20 protein-coding genes and 2 tRNA genes are annotated in these 23029 nt (G+C 67.0%); 10 read left to right on the plus strand and 12 right to left on the minus strand.

What is annotated here, in order from left to right:
• Nucleotides 1–7 precede the first annotated feature (7 nt).
• Both HWX32_RS02410 and pepN read right to left on the minus strand, forming a co-directional pair.
• Nucleotides 8–1075 (minus strand): HNH endonuclease signature motif containing protein, encoded by a 1068-nt coding sequence (locus HWX32_RS02410; RefSeq protein WP_175934587.1) that lies wholly within the window; start codon nucleotides 1073–1075, stop codon nucleotides 8–10.
• A gap of 88 nt (nucleotides 1076–1163) precedes the next feature.
• A complete protein-coding gene (pepN, locus tag HWX32_RS02415) occupies nucleotides 1164–3599 on the minus strand; it encodes an aminopeptidase N (protein ID WP_175934588.1) in 2436 nt (811 codons plus the stop codon).
• Between the two features lie 43 nt (nucleotides 3600–3642).
• On the opposite strand from pepN, the gene HWX32_RS02420 reads away from it, so the two are divergent.
• Nucleotides 3643–4269, plus strand: a complete 627-nt coding sequence (locus HWX32_RS02420; protein ID WP_075469569.1) for a DsbA family protein — start codon at nucleotides 3643–3645, stop codon at nucleotides 4267–4269.
• A gap of 88 nt (nucleotides 4270–4357) precedes the next feature.
• Nucleotides 4358–4831, plus strand: a complete 474-nt coding sequence (locus HWX32_RS02425; RefSeq protein ID WP_075469568.1) for a ribose-5-phosphate isomerase — start codon at nucleotides 4358–4360, stop codon at nucleotides 4829–4831.
• Nucleotides 4832–4863: 32 nt separating this feature from the next.
• On the opposite strand, the gene HWX32_RS02430 is transcribed toward HWX32_RS02425, so the two are convergent.
• From HWX32_RS02430 to HWX32_RS02440, 3 genes are read right to left on the minus strand one after another with little or no spacing between them, the layout of a single operon-like run.
• Nucleotides 4864–5985 (minus strand): glycosyltransferase family 2 protein, encoded by a 1122-nt coding sequence (locus HWX32_RS02430; protein ID WP_175934589.1) that lies wholly within the window; start codon nucleotides 5983–5985, stop codon nucleotides 4864–4866.
• Entirely contained in the window at nucleotides 5961–6881 is a 921-nt protein-coding gene (locus tag HWX32_RS02435; RefSeq protein WP_175934590.1) for a glycosyltransferase family 1 protein, read from the minus strand. Before HWX32_RS02435 ends, HWX32_RS02430 begins: the two co-directional genes overlap by 25 nt.
• Nucleotides 6878–7735 carry a WcbI family polysaccharide biosynthesis putative acetyltransferase gene (locus HWX32_RS02440; RefSeq protein ID WP_175934591.1) on the minus strand — a complete coding sequence of 286 codons (858 nt, stop codon included), beginning with the start codon at nucleotides 7733–7735 and terminating at the stop codon, nucleotides 6878–6880. Before HWX32_RS02440 ends, HWX32_RS02435 begins: the two co-directional genes overlap by 4 nt.
• A gap of 41 nt (nucleotides 7736–7776) precedes the next feature.
• On the opposite strand from HWX32_RS02440, the gene HWX32_RS02445 reads away from it, so the two are divergent.
• The 4 genes from HWX32_RS02445 to HWX32_RS02460 are packed head-to-tail and all read left to right on the plus strand — an operon-like array spanning nucleotide 7777 to nucleotide 12506.
• Nucleotides 7777–8751, plus strand: a complete 975-nt coding sequence (locus tag HWX32_RS02445) for a glycosyltransferase (RefSeq protein ID WP_175934592.1) — start codon at nucleotides 7777–7779, stop codon at nucleotides 8749–8751.
• Between the two features lie 20 nt (nucleotides 8752–8771).
• Nucleotides 8772–9887, plus strand: a complete 1116-nt coding sequence (locus HWX32_RS02450) for a glycosyltransferase (RefSeq protein WP_254868228.1) — start codon at nucleotides 8772–8774, stop codon at nucleotides 9885–9887.
• The gene (locus tag HWX32_RS02455; protein WP_175934593.1) at nucleotides 9884–11680 is read left to right on the plus strand and encodes a glycosyltransferase; all 1797 of its coding nucleotides are present in this window, start codon (nucleotides 9884–9886) and stop codon (nucleotides 11678–11680) included. The genes HWX32_RS02450 and HWX32_RS02455 overlap by 4 nt, the downstream gene beginning before the upstream one ends.
• A 25-nt stretch (nucleotides 11681–11705) precedes the next feature.
• Nucleotides 11706–12506, plus strand: a complete 801-nt coding sequence (locus HWX32_RS02460) for an N-formylglutamate amidohydrolase (RefSeq protein ID WP_175934594.1) — start codon at nucleotides 11706–11708, stop codon at nucleotides 12504–12506.
• A 6-nt stretch (nucleotides 12507–12512) separates the two neighbouring features.
• On the opposite strand, the gene HWX32_RS02465 is transcribed toward HWX32_RS02460, so the two are convergent.
• The 7 genes from HWX32_RS02465 to HWX32_RS02495 form a co-directional block, all read right to left on the minus strand.
• Entirely contained in the window at nucleotides 12513–13778 is a 1266-nt protein-coding gene (locus HWX32_RS02465) for a Dyp-type peroxidase (RefSeq protein ID WP_175934595.1), read from the minus strand.
• Nucleotides 13778–15028 (minus strand): iron uptake system protein EfeO, encoded by a 1251-nt coding sequence (efeO, locus tag HWX32_RS02470; protein ID WP_175934596.1) that lies wholly within the window; start codon nucleotides 15026–15028, stop codon nucleotides 13778–13780. The genes HWX32_RS02465 and efeO overlap by 1 nt, the downstream gene beginning before the upstream one ends.
• Entirely contained in the window at nucleotides 15028–15975 is a 948-nt protein-coding gene (locus tag HWX32_RS02475; protein ID WP_175934597.1) for an FTR1 family protein, read from the minus strand. Before HWX32_RS02475 ends, efeO begins: the two co-directional genes overlap by 1 nt.
• Before the next feature lie 85 nt (nucleotides 15976–16060).
• Nucleotides 16061–17545, minus strand: coding sequence for a cytochrome b/b6 domain-containing protein (locus HWX32_RS02480; protein ID WP_175934598.1), 1485 nt, complete (start codon nucleotides 17543–17545; stop codon nucleotides 16061–16063).
• Entirely contained in the window at nucleotides 17545–18549 is a 1005-nt protein-coding gene (locus HWX32_RS02485) for an electron transfer flavoprotein subunit alpha/FixB family protein (protein ID WP_175934599.1), read from the minus strand. Before HWX32_RS02485 ends, HWX32_RS02480 begins: the two co-directional genes overlap by 1 nt.
• Before the next feature lie 14 nt (nucleotides 18550–18563).
• Nucleotides 18564–19343 carry an electron transfer flavoprotein subunit beta/FixA family protein gene (locus HWX32_RS02490; protein ID WP_175934600.1) on the minus strand — a complete coding sequence of 260 codons (780 nt, stop codon included), beginning with the start codon at nucleotides 19341–19343 and terminating at the stop codon, nucleotides 18564–18566.
• A gap of 129 nt (nucleotides 19344–19472) precedes the next feature.
• Nucleotides 19473–20279 (minus strand): DUF1542 domain-containing protein, encoded by an 807-nt coding sequence (locus HWX32_RS02495; RefSeq protein WP_175934601.1) that lies wholly within the window; start codon nucleotides 20277–20279, stop codon nucleotides 19473–19475.
• 119 nt (nucleotides 20280–20398) lie between these two features.
• Here HWX32_RS02495 and HWX32_RS02500 point away from each other — a divergent pair.
• The 4 genes from HWX32_RS02500 (at nucleotide 20399) to HWX32_RS02515 (ending at nucleotide 23019) form a co-directional block, all read left to right on the plus strand.
• Nucleotides 20399–20473: transfer RNA gene (locus HWX32_RS02500), tRNA-Gly, on the plus strand.
• 163 nt (nucleotides 20474–20636) lie between these two features.
• Nucleotides 20637–20710 (plus strand) — tRNA-Pro (locus HWX32_RS02505).
• Between the two features lie 80 nt (nucleotides 20711–20790).
• Nucleotides 20791–22170, plus strand: coding sequence for a trigger factor (gene tig / locus HWX32_RS02510; protein ID WP_075469556.1), 1380 nt, complete (start codon nucleotides 20791–20793; stop codon nucleotides 22168–22170).
• A 255-nt stretch (nucleotides 22171–22425) separates the two neighbouring features.
• Nucleotides 22426–23019 carry an ATP-dependent Clp protease proteolytic subunit gene (locus HWX32_RS02515; protein ID WP_175934602.1) on the plus strand — a complete coding sequence of 198 codons (594 nt, stop codon included), beginning with the start codon at nucleotides 22426–22428 and terminating at the stop codon, nucleotides 23017–23019.
• The last annotated feature ends 10 nt before the right edge of the window (nucleotides 23020–23029 follow it).

The raw sequence follows: 23029 nt of genomic DNA on the forward strand, positions 1-23029 counted from the left end.
GCGCGCGTTAGCCGTCGAAAAGCAGCTGCATCATCCCGTACGGGTGGTACGGGTTCGCTACCGGGGTGCCGCGGGGCGAGACCCAGATGCCGCGCCCGCGGATGATCTCGATGTGGCCGCGTTTTCGACGGTGGCGGTCGTCGTCGTTGACGCGGTTGTGGTAGCGGCACAGGGGGACCAGGTTGCCAACGTTGGTCTCCCCGCCGTGCTTCCACGCGGTCACGTGGTGCGTCTCGCAGTGGATCGCGCCGCGCCCGCAGTCGGGGAACGGGCAGACCGGGTTCGCCATCCGCGCCAGGTCGCGCTGCTTCGAATTCGCGTGGCGGCTGCCGCGGTACAGGTTCACCGGCCCGGACTGCGGGTGGAACAGCGCGAACTCGAGCGTGTCGCCGAGCAGCAGCGGCAGCAGTTCCGCGCCGGTCATCGTGGTGCCGTTGTCCAGGCCGAAGATGGTCTCGTCGCCTTCGTGGCGCAGCACCCGGATGCAGTCGGGCAGCGGCACGCCGACGATCGGCCGCTTGACGGCGCGGGTGACGCCCCCGGCGTAAAACGCCGCGATCAGGTTTTTCGCCATCTGCTTCGACTCCGGCGCGCGCGAGTCCAGCTTGACGCGCGCGGCGGCGACCATGTCGGCGATGACGTCGTCGTCGGCGGTCAGGCTCAGCCTGCTCTTGCCCTGATAAGACTTCGAGGTGCGCAACGCATCATCTGGCGCCTTGCGCTCGGGCTTCGGCACGATCTCGGCGGCGCGCCGCTTCAGCGCGTCGAAGTTGCCCCGCACCCGCAGCAGCGTAAGGCGCAGCTCGCGCCGCTCGCCCGGATTGTCCACGTGCGCGATCCGCGACTCGATGTAGGCCAGCTGGTCCAGCGACTTGCCGCTTTCCAGCGCCTCCGAAAGCGCCCGCGCCTGCTGCTTCGGGGCGTTCGTTGAACCGTAGTAGGCGTGGTGCACGCGCTCCCACGCGCGCACCTGCGTGGGGTTCAAGCCCGCACGCAGCGCGGCGTCGCGGTCAAAGCCCGCAAGCGCCTCAAGCCCTGCCCCCAGCAATGCGCCGAGGAGTTCGTCGAACGTCATGCCTCAAAACCCTAGACGCGCCCAGCAAAAGCACAAGACCCCCCCGGGAAAACTGTGGATAACTTCGTTGCGGCGCCGAAAAACTGGGCTAGTTATCCACAGACGCCGCGTCCACGGTGCGGTTGCGAAGCGCACGAGCCGCGCGGTCTTGCCCCTCGGCGATGACGCGTTTCAAGCCGGCGGGCACGTCCGAGTTCAGCAGGTCGTTCGCCTTATCGATGGCACCCTGCTCAATATCCCAGCGCGGGTACATCCCCTCCAGCGTGCGCTGCGCCATCTCGTTGGTCAGGCGGTCCCACAGGCCCGGTGCTACGCGGAAGTACTCGTCGGTAAGCCCCTCGAGACTCTTTTCAAAGAAGGTCAGGCCGTCCATGAGGTAGCGGGCCTCGAGGTTGGTCAGATCTTCGTTGACCAGCTGATCCCAAGCCCAGCGCTTATCCACTGTGGCGCGGGCGCGTAGGCGGGAGATCCTGCCCTCGGAGGAGTCGTCCTTCTCATCCTCGGCAGCCGAAAGCGGCAGCTCACCGGCGGCGATGAGGTTGGTCAGCGCGAGCCAGCGAACCTCCTGGTTGCGCTCCGGCGCGTCCGGGTCCTCGGTGCGCTCCAGCAGGTTCTTGAAGTAGGCGACAGTCTCTTCGGTCGGCTCGAGGCGGGCCAGCGCCCGGTCGAACACTGCCTTCGGCTCCGCGCCACGGAATGCCACGTTGAGCAGGTCGAAGCCGGTGCCCCGCCAAGCCGGGTCGACGTAGCGCTTCACCGCCTCGGTGGCCTGGGCGGCGATGCGCTCCTGCATGTCCGGGTTCACTTCGCGGGCCACCAGCTCCACGTAGTCGCGGGCGGGCAAGCGGCCATCGCGGACGGACTCCCACAGCGAGGACCACACCAGGGTCTTCGCCAGCGAATCCTCAATCTCGCCGAGGTGGGCTACCGCGAACTCCTGCTGCGCCGGGTCGAGGCCCATGAGGCAGTAGGTGAGGTCGTCGTCGTTGACCAGCGCGAGGTCGTGCTCGATACCCGCGAGTTCTGGGACCTCGGTGCGCTCGCCAGTGACATCCAGTTCGACTTGATGGGTCCGCTTCACGGAGCCGTCGATAAGCGAATAAAGCCCCACGCGAACGCGGTGATCGCGCAACACCGGCGACTCCTGAACCACCGTGAAGGTGCCGTCCGAACCGATCTCCGGGCGGAGTCCGGAAACGCCGGTGGTGCGCAGCCACTGCTCGGCCCAACCGGAAAGGTCGCGGCCCGAGGCCTCCTCGAGTGCCCCGAGCAAATCGTCGAACGTGGCGTTGCCGTAGGCGTGGTTGTCGAAGTGCTTGCGCACACCGGCGAAGAACTCGTCGTAGCCCACGTAGGCCTGGAGCTGCTTCAGCACGGACGCGCCCTTGGCGTAGGTGATGCCGTCGAAGTTCTGCTCCGCGGTCTCGATGTCCGGCGCGTCCGCGGCGATCGGGTGCGTCGACGGCAGCTGGTCCTGCGAGTACGCCCAGGCCTTCTCCACGGTGGCGAAGGTGGTCCAGGCCTCCGGGTACTCACCGATGCCCACCTGCGCGGTGGCGGCGGACCACGTGGCGAAGGACTCGTTGAGCCACAGGTCGTCCCACCACTCCATGGTGACCAGGTCGCCGAACCACATGTGCGCCATCTCGTGGAGGATGGTGTCGTTGCGGCGCTCCAGGCGGTACGGGGTGGGGGCAGAGGTGAAGACGTACTCGTCGCGGTAGGTCACGCACCCCACGTGCTCCATGGCGCCCATGTTGTACTCGGGGCAGAAGACCTGGTCGTACTTGTCGCCGAACGGGTAGGTGCGGCCGAAGTTGGCGTGGTAGAAGTCGAAGCCGTCCTTCGTCTGGCGGAACAGGCGCTCCGAGTCCATGCGGGGGATCAGGCTCGCGCGGGCGTAGAGCCCGAGCTCGATCGTTCTTTCTTGGCCATCATCGCCCGCGCAGGTGTAGGTGTCCGAGACGCGCTCGAACTCGCCCGCGCAGATGCAGATGAGGTAGGTCGACAGCGGGTAGTCGATGGCGGTGGACCAGGTCGCCGTGCCGTTGCCGTTGTCCTCGCGGGTGACCTCCTCGTTCAAAATCACGGTGTAGCGCTCCGGCGCCGTCACCCGCACGTTGTAGGTGGCTTTGAGGTCCGGCTGGTCGAATCCGGCGAACACCTTCATCGCCATCGCCGGTTCGAACTGGGTGTACAGGTAATCCTTGCCGTCCACCGGGTCGGTGAACTTGTGCAGGCCCTCGCCAGTGCGGTTGTACGGCTCGGTGGCCTGCACGTGCAGTTCGTGGGAGCCTGCCTTGAGGTTCAGCGTGCGCCCGTCGAGGACGTTGCCGTTCAGCGTCGCAGTGAACTGCTCCGCAACGAGGTCGAAGAACGTCTCGCCAGCTTGCGCGTCGAATCGGATGGTGGTGGTAGAGGTGAACTTCTCCTCCCCGGTGATGTCGACGTGGATGTCGTAGTGGATGTTCGAGATGAGCTTCGCGCGCTTCTGCGCGTCTGCGCGGGTGAGGTTCGTTTTCATGGGCCCAACTGTACAAGGGCCAAAATGGCTACCCTGGGGTGGCATGACTGAAGCAAACCGTGAAAAAGTGACGTTCTACTTCGACGTGTCCTGCCCGTTTTGCTGGCAGACCTCCCGCTGGATGAAGGAGGTGGAAAAGGTCCGCGACATCGAGGTGGAGTGGGTGCCAATGTCGCTCGCAGTGCTTAACGACGGTCGCGACCTCCCCGATGACTACGCCGCCATGATGGAAGCGAACTGGGGCCCTGCCCGCGTGTTCGCCAAGGTGAAGGAACAGGAGCCGGAAAAGGTCGACGAGCTCTACACCGTGATGGGCGAGATGGTCCACCCGGGCGGCGAAGGCGGCAAGAAAGGCTACGGCGCCTACGACGACATCATCGCCAAGGCGCTGGACAAGGTGGGCCTGCCGGCGGCTTTCGCGGAGGTGGCCAACACCTCCGACGAGGACGACCTGCTGCGCGGCTTCCATGCCCAGGCCATGGAGGCCGTGGGCGACGAGGTGGGCACCCCGGTGGTGAAGTTGGGCGAGACCGCCTTCTTCGGCCCGGTGATCACGCGCGTGCCGGAGGGCGAGGACGCGGGCAAGCTCTTCGACCACGCCGTGGGTCTTGCACAGTTCGACTACTTCTTCGAGCTCAAGCGCTCCCGCACCGAGGACCCGCAGGTGTAGACCCGCCCCGGTCCGGCGGCCCGGCGGCCCTCACGCGTCAGCTCGTACCACCCCAGGGCAAGGGCCCGAGTGCACTACTGTGAGACGCATGCGTATTTATCTTGGAGCAGACCACGCCGGATTCGAGCGGAAGAACCAGATCAAAGCACACTTGGAGGCCCAGGGGCATGAGGTGACCGACTGTGGCGCGCACGAGTACGACGCGCTGGACGATTACCCGGCGTTCTGCATCGCCGCAGCTGAGGCGGTAGTGAACGACCCGGGTTCGCTGGGCATCGTCCTTGGCGGTTCCGGCAACGGCGAGCAGATCGCGGCGAACAAGGTCAAGGGTGCGCGCTGCGCGCTCGCATGGTCGGAGGAGACTGCGAAGCTTGCCCGCGAGCACAACAACGCCCAGCTCATCGGCATCGGTGGCCGCATGCACACCGAGGAAGAAGCACTCGCGATTGTCGACGCGTTCGTGGCCCAGCCGTGGAGCGAGGAGGAGCGCCACCAGCGCCGCATCGACATTCTCTCCGAGTACGAGAACACCGGCGTCGCCCCCGAGGTGCCGCAGGCGTAGCGCGGGCATGTGTAACCACGATCGTAGATCGCCTACCACCCGGCGAAGTAGCGCTCGAGCTGCAGCGGCCCATTGACCGGGGTGAGCCCGATGTCCTCTGGGTGCGCAGATTCCGGCTCGAGCCCCAGCGCGGCTGCCCGCGCGGTGCGCACCATGGTCCCGTCGGGGCACAGTACGTATTCGAAGCTAAGCAGCTTATCGACGTCTAAAGGCGCCCACGCCGCCCCCACCGCCACACGCACCCGCGCTGCAGGCCCGTCCGGTTCCGCGGCAGACGCGCCCACACGCGGGTCGGCCTCAAACAGCGGCGGCACCTCCGCCACCTGCACGTAGGCCCCGATCTTCACCCACTCTGCGATGAGGAACTCGGTCACGCCTTCCTCGTCGAACGCGGGGATGGTCACGGCGATGTCGAAGGTGTCGAAGACGACGTGCTCGGGGCGCGCGAGCGGGTGCGTGATGCGGCGCGCCAGCGCGAGCGACTCGGCGTTTTTCACCCGCACGGCCTCCGCCGGGTCGTCGTAACGCGACCCGAAGTCCTCCTCCTCGTGCACCGCAACGGCCGCGGGTTCGTGCACGAACGTGGCGCCGGCGTTCCAGGCCCGGAAGCCGAATTCCCAGTCTTCGCCGCCGTAGCCGACCATCGTGGCGTCGAAGCCGCCTACTTCGCGGAAGAACTCGGTGGAGCAGCTCAGCACGGCGGAGATGATGAACCGCCAGGAGGTGTGGTCGGCGTCGCGGAGGTTGGTGGTGTCCCGCCAGGCGTCGATAAGCCATTGCGGCTCTTCGCGCTGCGCACCGGTGAGGCGCGCGCCGATCACCACTGCGCGGCTGTCGCCCATGATGTGCGGCACGACCGCGGAGAGGTAGCCGGGCTCGGGGACGGTGTCGGCGTCGATAAACGCGAGCACCTCGCCACTGGCTGCCTGCGCCCCGAGGTTGCGCGCCGCCGCCGCCCGGAAGCCCTGGTCGTCTTGCCGCACGACGGTGACGCCCTCGATCACCGGTACTTCAGCGGAACCGTCGTCTGCGACCACGATTTCCACCGCGCCCGCGTAGTCCTGCCCGCGCACCGCCTCGACTACCCGGGCGAGCGACTCCGGGGCGTTGTAGTGCGGGATTACCACTGTTACTGCAGGCCAGCTGAACGCCATGCATCCTCCCATTGCTGTGCTACCTCCGCCCAACCGTAGTGCGGCGGGTCCATGCGTTTTGGCACATGCTTATCGACGGCTCCGCGCAACCCACCCGGCCCCACCAGCTCCACGCGGCCGGGCAGCCACGCGTCGATCTCTCGTGCGTAATCTGAATCGCTCACCAGCACGTTTCGCCCCGCGCCGAGCCACGCCATGAGCGAGCCGGAGGCCGAGAAGTGCCGGTGTGCGCACACCGGGGTCTCGATGCGACCCATCTCTTTGGCGAGCTCTTCGTCGGTCAGCCAGCCGGTGACCTCCATGTTCACCCCGCGCTCACGGGCCGAAGCGACAAGCTCATCGGCCCACGCCTCGTGGCCCGCCGACACGGCTCCTAAGCACCGCAATGTGCGGCCGGTGCCGGTGAGCGCCTCGATGACGTCCTCGTGCCCTTTGCCGGGGTAGAGGAACCCGAGCACCCCGACGGTGCCGGGCTCCGGGGCGAAGTGAGAATTCACCACGGGGATGGGCAGGCGTATCACCGCTGGCGCGTCGGCCGCTGGCGCGTTCGAGGTGAAGAAGCGTGCTTCGTGCTCCGAGTTCACCACCGAAAGCTGCGCCGCGCCCACCACGCGCCGGTAGATCTCGGCGCGGCGGCGATAGCGTGCTTCGCCTTCCTCCGGCTGCGGGATGTCGTGCAACGACACCGAAAACGCCCGGCCAGCAAGGCGTTCCAGCAGTGGCGCGGCCGCGTCGCCGAAGAGGTGGTCGGTGAACGTGACGTGGATGGGCCCTTCGGGTAGCGGGCCGGTGCCAAAGGTTTCCTCGCGGATGACCTGCGCACCGGTGGCCTGCGCTAGGCCGCGGGCGTATTCGGTAACCCCGTGGCCGTCTGGGCCGACAATGAGATGTTTCACGCCAGCAACCCTAGGTTGGCTATCCGCTCCGCGTGGCGCTCTAGCCCGTGCTGCACGAGCGCGGGGCGCTGAAGGTAGTGCGCGAGCTGGGCCGAGACGATCTCGGATGCATCAATCACGCCGGCGGAGCGGTCGCGCCACGCGTCGCGGCCGGCGACCTTGGCCGGATCAACGCCGAGCGCCGCCGCGGAGTCCGCATCCACCGGAGCGTCGAGGCCGCCGAGCATCTCGTAATCCGGCGGCTGTGGCTCACCGTCCAGGCGGAGGGCCTCGAGCACCCGCGACGCCAGAAACGTCAGCGTGGCGTTGTCCGGGTGGTTCACGGTGTGCCATACCGGGTTGGTCTCCAAATAGTCGGAGACGGCCACCGCCCCGTGGGCGCGTTCGCGTACGCGGATGTGCTCGACTGACATGGCGGCAGCTCGTCGCAAAGCATCGTGCCCTGGATTGGCCTCAACCGGCGCGTCGAGGCCCCGCGCGGCCGCCGCGAGAATGCGCAGGTCGTGGTACGGCACCACCGGCGGGTTAAGCGAGGTGTCCGCCGGGTCGCGGATGATCGCCTGGTAGGGCATGAGCCCGTCGAAGCGCAGCACCGGCACCACCACGTGGCGCGCGCCGCGGGGCAAAAGTTCGCGCATCTGGCGGGTGCCCACGGGCAGGCCGCGGTAGTCGTCGCGGATCGGTTGGGTGACTAGTACGTCAGTGCGCCGCAGAAGCTCGGTGAACCAGCCCATGTCGGCCTGCTCGAGTTCGTGGACGGGGGTGATGCGTTCGCCGGCAAAATGCCCGGTGCTCATGAGCAGTTTGCGGGTGGATTCGGCCTGGCAGTTGCCCACCACAGTGAGGATTGGCATGCGCACCAATCTACAGATGCGAAAGGGTTTATATTAGTGGAATGACCAATGATCCGGCCGCGCTGCGGGTGCTGTCCATCCCCGCGCAACACCCCTACACGCAGGCGATTCGTCCTGCGTGCGCGGAGTTTTTGCCGGATCCGGACATCGACGGCAACTGGTGGCCGCACCCAGCGCTCGAGGCCGAGTACTGGCAGCAGCCGCGGGACGTGGATATAGTGCACATCCACTTCGGCTTCGAGCACCGCACCCCGGCCGAGATCGCCGAGCTCACCCGCGCGCTGCCGGTGCCGCTCGTGCTTACGGTGCACGACTTGGATAATCCGCATCTTGAGGATCAGGGGCCGCACCACGAGCGGTTGCAGTTGCTTATCGACGAAGCTTCCGCCGTAATCGCCCTCACCGATTGCGCCGCCGAGGTCCTCTCCCGCGACTACGGCGCCCAAGACGTGCACGTCGTGCCGCACCCGCGTATCACCGGCGAGCCCGTGGCAGTGGAGCGCGGCGAGCGTGCGGCGGTGTTCGTGAAGTCGCTGCGCGGCAACGTGGTGGCGGACCCGCAGTTCTACCTGGACGCAGCCGCCGAGGTGCCGCTGGATGTCTACGTCCACGACGTGGCAGCGACGGAGCAGCTGCGTCGTGCGCTGGAGGCGGGCCCTGGCGACCTGCACCTGCATGTGCACGAGCCGATGAGCGACGCGGAGCTGTTTACAGCTGTGGGCCGCGCCCGCGCATGCATCCTGCCGTACACTCGGGGAACGCATTCCGGGTGGTTGGAAATGTGCCGCGACCACGGCACACCCGTGGCTGTGCCGGACACCGGCTGCTACGCGGGCCAGGCGGACGTTGCCGAGGCGGTGCGTGTCTACGCCGCAGGAGATGGCCGGGCTGCCGGGCGTGCGGCGGCGGAACTGACAGCTTTAGGCCCGGTGCCGTACGCGGGCGACCGTGCGGTGCAGGCGGAGAAGGTGCGTCAGGCGCACGAGGAGATCTACAGAAGGGCGGTGGCGAGGTGACGGTGGTAGCGCAACCAGCGGTGCGTTGTGACCGCGCCCCGGGTTTACGCATCGCCTTCATCGGCCCCGCCCGCTACCCGGTGCGCGAACCCTACGCCGGTGGGCTTGAGGCGTTTTGCCACACCATGGTCGCCGCGCTGCGCGAGCAAGGCCACGAGGTGGACTTCTACGCCGCCGAGGGTTCCGACGGCAACGTGAAAGACTTCGAGCTGCCGGGCGTGGACTGGGGCGAGCACCCGGAAGACGCCACGGACACCACCTACCCGGCCGGCGGCAAAGAGCGCGAGGACATCGCGTTCGCCGAGCTGCGCCGCCGGTTGGTGCGCGAAGACTACGACGTGGTGCACAACAACTGCCTGAACCCGCTCATCTTCCCTGGCCCGCACAGCCCCGAGCCGTTGCCGATGCTTACCACGTTGCACACCCCGCTTGTGGAGGAGATCCAGGACGCGGTGAGCGCCGTAGGCCGTGCCGCAGGGCGTTTTGCCGCGGTGAGCCGCACCACGGCGCAGGATTGGCGCCTGCCCACGGAGCCGGTGATCATCCCCAACGGCGTCGACGTGCGTAAGTGGGCACCCGGCCCGGGCGGCGAGCAGGCGGTGTGGTTCGGCCGGCTTGTGCCGGAGAAGGGCGCGCATTTGGCTATCGACGCCTGCCGGGCCGCCGGCATCCCCCTTGTGCTGGCCGGGCGCAACGGCGACCACCACTACTTCCGTGAGGAGATCGAGCCGCGGCTTGCGCGTGCGGGTGGCCCGCCGGTGCGCTGGCTGGGGGAGTGCTCGCACGCCGAGCTGCGCAAGCTGGTGGCGCACTGCTCGGTCGCTGTGGTCACGCCGCGCTGGGAGGAGCCCTTCGGCCTCGTGGCGTTCGAGGCGCTGGCCTGCGGCACGCCAGTTGCCGGGTTCAACCGCGGCGGTATGGGCGAGCTGCTGGTGGACGCCCCGGCGGTACTCGCACCGGCCGACGATGTGAACGCGCTCGCCGCCGCCATCGTCGAAGCCCAAGACATCGACCGGGCCGCCGCGCGCCAGTGGGTGGTGGCGAACCACTCGCTCACCGAAACTGCCCGGCGCTACACCGAGGTGTTCGCGCACGTGGCGGCGCAGTACGGGGTACGGAAGGCGGCGTGCGAATGAGCGCGGACGTGATCGGGATCTACGCGCATCACCACGGCTCCGGGCACATGCACCGCTGCCGCGCCATCCAGCGAGAATTGCGCTCGCTCGGCTTCGATGGCGGATGGCGCGGCACGGCGGATGGCGCGGACATTTCGCTTATCGACGATGCCCCTGCCCCCGGTCAGCCCTCCCACGGCAAGGGCAACGGGCGCGCCATGACAGCGGGCGGCACCTTGCACTACGCGCCGTACGGCCTGCCGCAGCTGCAGACGCGCTTCTCCCAGATCGCCTCCTGGGTGGCCCAGCACAACCCGGCGGCGTTTTACGTGGACGTGTCGAACGAGGTCGCAGTCTTCGTGCGCACCATGGGCGTGCCCGTGGTGGTGCACGCCATGCCCGGCTTCCGCGGCGACGCGCCGCACCAGCTCGCCTACGCGCAGGCGGACGCCATTGTTGCGGCGTGGCCGGACTGGGTGGAGGTTCCCGCGCCCCTCGCGCTGCATGCAGACCGGCTGCGCGCCGTCGGCGGGATCTCCAGGCTCACCCCAGCCCAGGGCGTGGAGCGAGACCCGCGCCACGTGCTGGTGATGGCCGGCAAGGGTGGCTCCACCTGGTCGCCCGAGGACTGGGAAGCGGTTCAGGCGGCCTGCCCGCAGTACTCTTTCACGTTCCTCGGCGGCGACAACCACGTTGACGACCCGACTGAGCTGCTCCAAACCGCGGGCGTAGCAGTGATCGCGGGCGGGCAGAACTCGATTGCGGATGTCGCAGCCACGCGCACCCCGGCCGTCGTCCTGCCACAGCCGCGCCCGTTCACGGAGCAGAAACTCGCCGCCCGGGTGCTCGCGGACGCCGGGTTGGCGGTAGTGCGCGAAACCTTCCCGCCGGCTGACGCGTGGCCTGGGTTGCTGCGAGACGCGGCCGCACTCGGCGGGCAGTGGCAGCGTTGGCAGACGCAGGGCTCGGCGCGCCGGGCTGCGGAGGCGATCGCCGCGGTGGCGCGCGAGCCCGGCCAGCCGAAAACGTGCGTGGTCACGCTTGCCGACGCAAACCGGTCCGAGCACCTCACCCGCCAGGTCGACCTCATGCCGATGGGCGTCGACCACGTCACGGTCGCGCTCGCCGACGCAGAAGTACTGGCCAAGGCTGTGCCGAAGAGTCACGTGGTCGAGGCGCCGTCGCAAAGCATGCACCGCAACCTCGCCGCAGCCCGCAACTTCGGGGCGCGCACCGCCATCGAGCGCGGCGCCGAAGTGATCGTGTTTCTAGACGCGGACTGCCTGGCTTCCGACGGGCTGGTTCCGCGCTACGTTTCTGCGCTGCATCGTCGCCCAGACGCCGTGGTCGCAGGCCCGGTGACCTACATGGCAGAAGACGAGGTGCGGGTGACGCGCCCGGACCCACACCCGGCGCGGCCCAACCCGGCGGACGGGGAGCTGGAGGACGCGGAGAACTACAGCCTGTTCTGGTCGCTTTCGTTCGCCATGACCGCCTCCACGTGGCAGCGCATCGAGGAGGACTTCGGCGGCTTCGACGAAACCTTCGAAGGCTACGGCGGCGAGGACACCGACTTCGGCTGGCAGCTCGAGGCGCACTCTATCCCTCTGCTGTGGGTCGGCGGGGCCCACGCGTTCCACCAGTGGCACCCGGTGTCCTCCCCGCCGTGGGAGCACCTGGACGACATCGTGGACAACGCGAACAGGTTCCACACAAAGTGGGGCGTGTTCGCCATGGAGGGCTGGCTCGACGAGTTCGAGCGAGCTGGGGCGATCGCGTTGGAGGGTGGGGCGTACCGTCGCCAAGCGCAATAGCCCAAGAGCGAATACCCTCGCACACATGGCTGCGAACTTCACCATCACACCCGGCTCCGAGGACTGCCCGGTCATCCTGCACGTGCCCCACGCCTCCCGCGAAATCCCGGAGGAGGTGGCGGCCGACTTCATCGCCAGCGACGAGCAGATCGCCGACGAATTGGACAAGGTCACCGACGACTACACGGACACCCTCGCCGAAGCCGCGCGCGCAAAGACGCAGGTTGAGCCGTGGATGATTGTGAACAACCTCTCGCGCCTCGTCGCCGACCCGGGCCGGTTCTCCAACGAGCGCGAGTCCCTCGAGGCCACCGGGCGCGGCGCCGTGTTCACCAAGCTCGCCGACGGCAACCCGCTGCGCCCGGCCGACATGAGCCTGGCCGACCTCAAGGCCGACTACTACTTCCCGTACGCCGACGCCGTGTCGAAGCTCACGGGCGAGCGGATCCGCGCCTGCGGGGCCGCGGTGATCGTGGACATCCACTCCTACAACAACCAGCCGGACGAGTACCAGATCCACCCCGGCAAGCTGCTGCCGGACATCTGCATCGGCACGCACTCCGTGCACACCCCGGCGCTGCTCGCCGACACCGCGGACCGCGTGTTCACCGCCGCCGGGTTCAACACCGAGCGCAACACCCCGTTCGCCGGTGCTTACGTGCCGCTGGATTACGACAAGAACACGCAGGTACTCGCGGTGATGCTCGAGGTCCGCCAGGACCTTATGGAGGATGAAGAGACGGCCCGGCGCGTCGAGGACGCGCTCGCCGAGTTGGTGGCCAAAGCCGCGGAGATCAGCCAGATGGGCATGGGCCGGCCACTGTAGACGCCGTTAAGCGAACATGCCCTCGCCGATGTAGCCCTCGTCCCCCACGCCCGGCACGATGAGGTAGGTGCCGGTGTTGGTGGTTTTCAGGTACTCGGTGAACATCTCGTCCCGCGACATCGACTTGTGCACGCGCGCGAAACGCTCCGGTGTCTTCGTGAACGCGATGAAGAACAGACCCGCGTTCATGCGGCCCTGCTCGTTCGTGCCGTCGACGTAGTTGAAGGGGCGGCGCAGCATGCGGATGCCGTCGTTTTGCGCCGGGTGCACGTTGAACAGGTGGGACGCGCGGTCGATCTTCGGGTTGCCGCGCTCGTTGACCGCCTCGAAATCGGGCTCGGTGAACTCGTCGCCGCCGGACAGCGGAGCGCCGACCGGCTTGTCGCGGCCGGTCACGCGCTCCTGCTCGCGCAGCTGCAGCGTGTCCCACACCTCGATGTTCATGGCGATGCGGCGCACCGTCATGTACGTCCCGCCCGCGGCCCACGGCTGGGAGCTGTCGGCGGGAATCCACACGTGCTCCGCTAGCTCCGCGTCCTCGTCCGCGCGGATGTTTGCGGTGCCGTCCTTCTGGCCGAACAGGTTGCGCGGCGTCGCCTGCTCCGTGCCGGTTGCACCCGCGCGCCCGAATCCGAGCTGGGTCCAGCGCAGCGTCGCGGTGGGCACGGCCAGGCGGGTGAGGTTGCGAATCGCGTGGCTTGCCACCTGCGGGTCGTTCGCGCACGCCTGGATGCAGATGTCGCCCTCGGAGAACTCGGGGCGCAAAAAGTCGTTGGTCATCGTGGGCATCTCGGTGAACTCGGCGGGGAGTTTACCGGCAGTGCCCAGCTGCTCGCGGAAGAAGGAGCGGCCGAAGCCGAAGGTGAGCGTGAGCCCGGAGGGGCCGTGGTCGACCGCCTCGCCCGAGTCGTCCGGCGGGAAGCTGTCGCCGGTGCCGAACGCGCCCTTGGCCGAGACGTCGCCGCCGAGCGTGAGCCGGCGCGCCGCCGCGGTCCAGCGCTCAAGCAGGTCGATCACGTCCTCGCGGTCCGCCTTCTTCGAAATGTCGAACGCCGCGAAGTGCAGGTCGTTCTGCATGGGCGTGATGATCCCGGCTTGGTGCTCGCCGGCAAAGTCCACGATGAGCTCTTCGCTTATCGACGAACCCCCGGCCCCACCTGCCGTCTCCTTCTTCGCCCCGTCCTCGTTCGCGCACCCGGCGAGGGCGGCCGTGCTGGCCGCGCCCAGGGTGCCCAGGCCGCCGAGGGTGAGAAGCTGTCGCCGGCTGACCATTAGCCCAGCTCCAGCACGGTGCCGGTGAGCTGCGACAGCGGCTCGCGCAACGCGTCGAGCGCCCGGGTCAGCTCCGCCTGCGCGGCGGCGTCGACCGTGTCGTAGGAGACGAACCCGGTCTCGAGCGAGCCGTACTCCTTGAGCAGCTCCTCGACGTCGTCGTAGCGGTCGTTGATGTCTTGGACCAGCTTGGCGCCGGTTTCCCCGCGGTCCGCGGCGATGGGGGCGACCAGGTCGAACGCGATGCGCGAGCCCTGGATGTTCGCCGCGAAGTCGTAGAGGTCGGTGTGGCTCCACCAGTCCTCTTCGCCCGTGACCTTGGTGGTGGCCACCTCTTCCAGAAGCGAGATCGCGCCGTTGGACACCGAGTCGATGGTCAGCTGCTGGTCCTCGGCGAAGTTCGGGTCATTGACCGTGTCAAACAGCTGGTTGACGTCGGCCACGAACAGCTCCGCGACCTCTTTGCGCTGGGCCGGGGTGGAGGGCTCCCAGTCCTGCCAGGCGTTTGCGCCGTCGGCGTTCTTGGCGTCCTTTTCCGGCACCCACAGATCCTTTTCCATGCGGTGGAAGCCGCGCCACTGGTCGAAGGAGGGGTCTTCCGCCTTCAGCTCGTCGGCTTCGGCGATGTAGTCCACCTCGCGGTAGTCGATCTTCGGGTCGAGGATGCCCAGTGCCTCCGCGATCGGCTCGATGCGCTCGTAGTGCACGCGCGAGGTGGTGTAGAGCTCGCGCGCCTTCTCGTCGTCGCCGGAGGCGTAGGCGGCGGCGAACTCCTCCGCGAGGGGGACGAACTCGGCCACTTCGTTTTTGGCAAAGTTGACGTAGGAGGCGACGGCGTCGTCGAAACGCTGCTGGTCCGACTCGTCGACGGACACGGCCTCGCCGGTGACTGTGAACGCGCTTTGGCCGACGTTCGGGCCGCGCAGGCCCGGCTTGCAAGCGGTGAAGTAGTCGCCCGGCATGAGCGAGACCGTCAGGTCGGCCGTCTCGCCGGGGGCGATGTTCTCGCGCTCGGCGATGACGCGCAGGCCGTCGCTGGCGAGCAGGTAAAACTCCGTCACCTGGCTACCGGTGTTGTTGATCCTGAACGTGCGCGCGCCGGATTCGGCGCTGTCGGTGCTCACGGCGCAGGTTTCGGCATCGGAGGTGACTTCGATGCTGTCGGCGTTGGCGGCGTTTTCCACGCACGACGTGAGCGTTAGTGTCACTGGCAGTGCGGCCGCGGCAACGAGGGTTCGGCGGTGTGACATTAGATTTCCTTTCTTACGGGAACAGGGTGCGTATCGACGGCCTCCGGCCGCCCCACCCCCCGGTCCCGACGAACGTGGTTCACAAAAATTGGGACAACAACGGCGATGTAGATGGCCCAGCCGATGACCTGCAGCCAACTCATCTTCGGCTCGAACCCGGTGAGCGCGTTGACCAAGGTGGCGATCGGTCCGGTGGGGTCGATGGCGTGCTCGAAATCGAATGCCCAACCGAAGGGGAACGACGCCATCCAGAACGGGTACGCCGCAAACCCCACGAGCACCTCCCCGGTGCGCGGGTGCGTCGGGGCGATCGGTGCGCCGGAGAACGGCCCCGGCAAGAATTGCGCCTCCTGCAGGTCGTGGATGGCGTAGGCGAGGATGCCTGCGGCCACGACAATGAGCAGCGCGGAAGACACCTGCATGAACGTGCGCATGTTCATCTGCAGCGCGCCCTTGTAGATGGCGTAGCCCATCACCAGCGCCACACCGATGCCGAGGAACGCCCCGATGACCGCCGCCGGCTGCACCACCCACCCCCACATCAGCAGCGTCAGCTCGAGGCCCTCGCGCGCAACGGTGATGAACGCGAGCCAGAACATCGCCTTCGCGCCGGCCGCGACAGCGTCGCCCGTCTTGGCGTCGAGGACTTTGCGCACCATGCCGTCTTTGTTGGACATGGACAGCACCATGCCGGTGATCATGGCCACCGCGACCAGCGACAGCGTGCCGCCGATGGCCTCCTGGGCGCGGAAGCTTAAGCCGTAGCGGCCGAAGGTGAACAGGGCACCGAGGACGACGCAGATGGCCACCGCGAGCCCGACACCCCACCAGAGGCTGCGACGGGCGCCGACGGCATCGCGCCGGTCCAGGCCGGCGAGCAGGATGCCGACGATCAGCGAGGCCTCGAGGCCTTCTCGCAGGCCGACCAGGAATGCGGCGAGAAACATGAACTCACGCTAAACCACCGCGTATGAGCCAGGCAAGTCTAACCTAACTTAGGCTTGTCTAGCTACCCCGAAATGGTGTGCCGGCCTAGCGGCGCGTCACCTTGCCCGTGGCCTGCGCCACCGGCGTGACCACAGAGGATTTGGCCGCCCACCAGCCGGCGGCAGTCACCGCGGCGGCGAGAATGAATATCAGCGTGCCAGTCCAGTCCGCGGCGTACACGCCGGGGTCCACGTCGCCTCGCGCGGCGAACATCGCGTTCATGTTGCGACGCAGCCCGGTGGTGAGCACCAGGAAGACGTGCACCACGGTAAACACCACGAAGTAGATCATGGTGGGGAAGTGCACCGCCCGGGCCCAGGACACCGGGAGCCAGGTCCATCCCTTCGGCCACATCCCGCTCATGCGGAACCCCGACACGATTGCCAGTGGCGCGGCGATGAACACGGTGGTGAAGTATGCGAGCTCCTGCAGCGCGTTGTAGAACACCCAGCCGTTCTCCGTGGGCCAGTCCAGTGAGAGGTACTGCAGCCCTGCGGATACGGCGTTCGGGATTGTCTCCCAGCTTGTCGGGACGATGCGCACCCACTGTCCGGTGGTGAACAGCAGCACGTAGAAGATCACGCCGAGCGCCACCCAGGCGACGTCGAGGCACTGGTGCAGCCATAGTGTCACCGAGATCTTCTTGCCTCCGCGTTTCGGTTGCCAGTAGGCCTCGGGGCGTTGTTCGCGGCGCACGTCGATGCCTGTTTTCACGATCATCGCCATGAGGAACATGTTGAAAAAGTGCGCCCAGTTCAACCACGCCGGCAGCCCCACAGGAGCACCGTCCGGCAGCGGCTGCTCGCCGTCGTAGCGCGCGATGAAGTCCGCACCGGCGTCGGTGCCCAGGAACCAGCGCGAACCCGCCACTCCCAGCAACAGCAGCCCGAGCGCGAGGAGCAGCGCGCCCCACGAACGGTTTCGCGATTGCTTATCGACGGCTCCCGCCGCCTGCGCAGGCTCCGGTTTCGGCGCAGGCTCGGCAGTAGGGGACAGCGCCGCGGTGGGGGACAGCGCCGCGGTGGGGGACAGCGCCGCGGTGGGGGCTGCGGAAGCCGGATCGGTTTCAGGCTCCACGCTGGGCGTCTCCTGCACCACGGGCACAAGCGCGGTGGTGCCTGCGGGGGGCCACGGCTCGCCGCCGGGCGTACGGGGCAGGCCGCGGCGCACTTGCACCTCGGTGAGCTCGACACCATCGGTTTCTGAGGCAGCGGGTGTAGCGGTAGCTGCGTTTGCGGAGTCCTCGTCCTCGCGGGGCAGGTCCTGCGGCGCTGGCGCGTCGACCCACGCGGTGCTGCCAGCTGGTGGCCACGGCTCACCGCCGGGCGTACGCGGCAAGCCGCGGCGCAGCGGGACCTCCACGCGGGCACCGTGATCAGCTGGTGCAGGCACCGCCGCAGCGACCGGCGAAGACGATGCAGCAGCATTGCCCTCCTGCGGTGCGGGGCCCTCAACTTCAACGGTGCCAGCAGGCGGCCACGGTTCGCCGCCCTCCACCCGGGGCAGCCCCCGGCGCAGCTCAACGCGCATTAGCTTTGGGCCTTCCCGGGTTCGGTCCTGGGCTCGATGCCATCCTCGGTCCGGGCCTCGATCTCTTTGATTAGGTCGGGGACCACGTCGAAGATATCGCCGATGATTCCGAAGTCGGCGATGTCGAAGATCGGGGCATCCTCGTCGTTGTTGATCGCCACGATGACATCGGAGGTCTGCATGCCCACCAGGTGCTGCACGGCGCCGGAAATCCCCACGCCGATGTAGAGCTTCGGGCTGACCATCACGCCGGTCTGGCCGATCTGTGCTTCGTAGCCCACCTGGTCTTCGTCAACCGCGGAGCGCGTCGCGCCGACAGCGGCTCCTAGTGCGTCGGCAAGCCCGCCCACGAGGTCTTCGAACATGTCGGCATCGCCGAGCGAGACACCACCCGCAACCACTTTCTCGGCGGTGACCAGGTCAGGGCGGGTGGACGTGCGCTCCACCGGGGTGACGGACTCGATCGTCGCGCCGCGGCGACCTGAGGGCTCAACTGTGAGCGTCCCAACAGCGCCCGCGGCCGGTTCCGCGCGGCGCTCGATGGCGCCGGGGCGCACGGTGATCACGGGAGCGGAGTGTGTCGCAGCCGCGGTGGCGGAAAAGGCGCCGCCGTAGTTTTGGTGGTCGGTGACGATGCCCTCGTCGTCGCGGCGCACGTCAGTTGCGTCAGTGAGCAGCGCCTTCCCGGCGCGCACTGCGACGCCCCCCGCCACATCGCGGCCGCGAACGGTGTGCGCGAACAGGGCTGCGACTGGGTGGTAGGTGTCGAAGGCGGCCACGGTTGCGTCGATAAGCGCAATGCTTTGCACTTGCTTATCGACGTCTACAGTCACCACCACCTCAGCCCCGAGCCGACCGAGTTCCTCGGCATGCGCGGCGTTCGTGGTGAGCACTACCGGCGTGCCGACCGCAGAAGCCGCGCCGATCAGCTCGGCGGCGCCAAGGTCGACGCTGCCGTCGAAGGAGATGTCCGGGACAACGAGGACCGCGTTGGAAACTGGCATGACCCTTGTACTCCTTAGATCAAGTTCTTCTCGGCGAGGAAGTCGGCGAGCTGCGCGGCCGACGTGGACGAGGCATCGATGATCTCCCCGCGCTCACGGGCGGGTCGGCGAGCGATGTCCACCATGATTGCGCGTGGCGTGGTGAAATCCTCCGCGTCAATGCCTAGGTCCGCAAGCGTGTAGGTGGAAAGCTCTTTCTTCTTCGCAGCCATGAGTCCCTTGAAATTAGGGAAGCGGGCGTCGGCGAACTCGTCGGAAACCGCCGCAATGACGGGCAGTTCCGCGGAAAGTTTCACGGTGGCTCCGTCGGACGCCTGGGTGGCGCGCGCTGTGGAACCTTCCACGGTGAGCTCGGTCAGGTTGGTCAGCGCCGGCCAATCCAGGTGCGCGCCGAGCATGGCCGGCATCACCCCAGATGCACCGTCGGACGACATCGCGCCGGTGAGCACCAAGTCGTACGGCTGCCGGCGAATGAGTGCGGCGAGGACCTCTGCGGTGAGTGTGACGTCGGCACCAACCAGCGCGTCGTCAGTGACCACGCAGGCCTCGTCCGCACCCATCGCGATGCCGCGCCGCGCCGCCTCCGCAGCGGAAGCCGGGCCCACCGTAAGAATGTCCACCTGCACGCTTTCGCGCCCCTGCGCTTCCGCAATACGCAGTGCGGCCTCTACTGCACGCTCGCCGACCTCGTCTGCTGCCACGTCGCCTGAGCGGTCGGTCAAGCCCGTCTCCAGGTTCATGTCGCGGTCGCTGTAAGTGTCGGGCACTTCTTTCAGCAGCACTGCAATGCGCACAGCCACTCCTCACTCAAGTTCAAATCAACCGGATATACGTGCCGGAATCGACCCGCAGTCTATCGCACCGCCCCGACGCGCTTGCAGGCGCCGGTAGAGCGGCCTGCAGGCAGGGAAGCCTCTCGGCTGCTAGAAACCGAAATCGAAGTCGAAGCCGCCGCCCAGGTCGCCCCCGAAATCCCCGCCGAAGTCTCCACCCATATCGCCCATATCACCCATGCCGCTGGCATCCCCCATGCCGTCCATGCCGTCCATGCCTTCAGCTCCACCGAAATCGCCCGCCTCAAACTCGGACGCGGAAGGCGTTCCAGCCATGCCCGCAAACATGGCGGAGTAGAACATCATCGAGCTCGCCGCCCACATGCCCGTCATCATCGCGGGCGCCCACCACGCGGTGGAGTACCAGCCTGCGGGCACAGGGCGACCTGCCACTGCGCCGCCCGGGTAGTAGTGCGGTGTTTCCGCAGTCGCGTGCGGGGAGGCGGTGACCACGGTGCCGTCTTCCTGTGTCACCGAGCGTGTCTCAGTCACGCGGCCCGCCTCGCGCTGCCCCTCCAGCTCCGGAAGCTGCGGCCCGGCGGGCATACCCATAATCTCGCGGGCCGCGTTCACGTAGTGCAGCCCCTCGAGCGCGGACTCGCGCGCCAGCATGGCCTGCTTGGCGGTGCGTGCATCTGCGAGGCCAGCCGAAGCCGCGTTGAAGCGTTCGGACGCGTCGGCCATCGCCTGCTGCGAGGCGGTGTCGTTGCCCGAGATGTTAAGCACCTGCGAGCCGAGGCGGTCGGTCCACCTCTTCGCGTCCGCCAGTGCGTCTTCAAACTGCAGTTGCTCGCGCTGCTGGATTTGCTTCTGCGACCCTTGGCCGCCACCGCCACCGGACATGCTCATTAAGGCGCCGACGGCCATCACGATCAGGAGGAGTGTAAGTAGGCTCATGCCGCCAAGTGTAACGGTCTCGCCGACGCGGCCTTTGGAGCTGTTTGGTCACGGGCGGGCAGGTGGGCTACACTTCCGTGCAGCATTTCGGCTTCATTGCGGGCCGGAAATCGCGTTTTGGGAATGTCGTATAGTGGCTAATACCTCAGCCTTCCAAGCTGAAGACGCGGGTTCGATTCCCGTCATTCCCTCCAAAGTTTCCGCAGTTCAACGCCGGTCCCAAACTTGGGGCCGGCGTTTTTGTGCCCTCAATTGTCGGATGGTTTTTGTGCCCCGCTACAATGGCTGTCTTGAGTCGCGCGACAGTGTCGATACAGTGCTTCGCGGGGCTTGACACCGAGGCGGTTTTGCCGCCCACGGGGCGTGGCGCAGCTTGGTAGCGCACCTGCTTTGGGAGCAGGGGGTCGCAGGTTCAAATCCTGTCGCCCCGACAAAGGCGGGGCCGTGTAACAGCGGCCCCGCCGCATAACACGTAAGAAGACGAAGACCAGATCTAGTACAGGAGAAATCCGTGAAGACATCCGTCGAAAAGCTCAGCGACACCCGCGTCAAGCTGAACGTCAGCGTGCCGTTCGACGAGCTGGGCAAGGAGATCGACCAGGCGTACGCGGCCATCGCCCAGCAGGTCGCCATCCCGGGCTTCCGTCGCGGTAAGGCACCGCGTCAGCTTATCGACGCGCGCTTCGGCCGCGGCCCGATCCTCGAGCAGGTTGTCAACGACATGCTGCCGACCCGCTACGAGCAGGCGCTCGAGGAGAACGAGTTGAACCCGCTCGGCCAGCCCGACATCGAGATCACGAAGATTGAGGACAACGATGTCGTTGAGTTCACGGCTGAAATGGATGTTCGCCCGGAGATCACCGTGCCGGACTTCTCCAAGATCGCGGTTACCGTTCCGGAGCTGAAGCTTGACGACGAGGCCGTGGACGCAGAGCTGGACACCCTGCGCGAGCGCTTCGGCGAGCTCAAGGACACCAAGCGCAAGCTGAAGAAGAACGACTTCGCAGTCATCGACCTCGAGGCGACCATTGACGGCGAGAAGATCGATGAGGTCTCGGCTGAGGGCCTGACCTACCAGATCGGCTCCGACGACCTGATGGACGGCCTGGACAAGGCGGTCAAGGGGCTGAAGACCGGTGAGGATGCTGAGTTCACCACCGAGATCGCCTTCGGCGAGCACAAGGGCGAGGAAGCAACTGTGAAGGTCACTGTCCAGCAGACGAAGGAGCGCAAGCTGCCGGAGCTGGACGACGAGTTCGCGCAGATGGCATCCGAGTTCGACACTGTCGACGAGCTCCGCGAGAACGCTAAGGCTCAGCTCGAGGAGAACGCGAAGGCGAAGCAGGCGGCCGACATTCGCGACGAGGTGCTCAAGGCCGCGCTGGCTGATTCCGAGTTCGCGTTGCCGGAGTCCGTGGTGGACGAGCAGGTGCACAACACGCTGCACCAGCTGCTCGGCCAGATGGCGCACGACGAGAACGCGCTCGCCCAGCTGCTTGAGGCGCAGGGCACCACCCGCGAGGAGTTTGACCAGCAGAACCGCGAGCAGGCCGAGGAGTCTGTGCGCACCCAGCTGTTCCTCGACGCTGTGGCAGAGCAGGAGCAGCCGGAGGTTTCCCAGCAGGAGCTCACCGACCACATCCTGTTCACTGCGCAGTCCTACGGCATGGACCCGAACCAGTTCGTGGCCCAGCTGCAGCAGTCCGGCCAGATCGGCAACCTGTTCTCCGACGTGCGCCGTGGCAAGGCTCTGGCGATTGCTATCTCGCGCACCTCTGTGAAGGACGAGGCAGGCAACGAGATCGATCCGAACGAGTACTTCGGCGAGATCGAGGACGAGGACCTCGAGGACCTCGAGGACCTCGAGGACACCGCCGCAGAGGAGAACTAAGCCCCCGAGGCCTCCAAGAGGCTTCACGCCAGCCAGCAGCCGCATCGGTTGCTGGCTGTTTTTCTGCGTGGGACGCCAAAACCGAATGGTCCGCCACCCACCCTCGCCCGGTTGACGGGCATGCCGCGTGCCCACACACGAAGTGCCCGTACGCCGGTAGCGAACATGGCGCTCGGAAAGGGTTGCTGTGGGAACAGGCAAGTAGGGTGGGGACGTTACTGGTTAAAACAACCGATATGAAAAGGAGCGTCTGTAATGACTTCCCCGACTCAAGGAATGAACCTGGGCGACTCGGTCTACGAGCGTCTTCTGCGGGAGCGCATTATCTTCCTCGGCCAGCAGGTGGACGACGAGATCGCCAACAAGCTGTGCGCCCAGATTTTGCTGCTGTCCGCTGAGGATCCGACGCGTGACATCAACCTTTACATCAACTCGCCGGGCGGTTCTGTCACTGCGGGTATGGCGATTTACGACACGATGAAGTACTCGCCGTGCGACATCGCCACCTACGGCATGGGCCTGGCTGCCTCGATGGGCCAGTTCCTGCTCTCTGGCGGCACGAAGGGGAAGCGCTTTGCGCTGCCCCACGCGCGCATCATGATGCACCAGCCGTCCGCAGGCGTTGGCGGCACCGCGGCAGACATCGCTATCCAGGCCGAGCAGTTTGCGGCCACGAAGCGCGAGATGGCGGAGCTCATCGCGGAGCACACCGGTCAGAGCTTCGAGCAGATCACGAAGGATTCGGACCGCGACCGTTGGTTCACTGCCCAGGAGGCACGCGACTACGGCATCGTTGACCATGTCATTGAGAACGCAGCCCAGGCGGGCGAGCACTCCATCGGCGAGTAATTAGGCAATC

Origin of the sequence: Corynebacterium sp. Marseille-P4321 (genome assembly GCF_903645305.1) — a bacterium.
In the GTDB taxonomy this organism is placed as follows: domain Bacteria; phylum Actinomycetota; class Actinomycetes; order Mycobacteriales; family Mycobacteriaceae; genus Corynebacterium.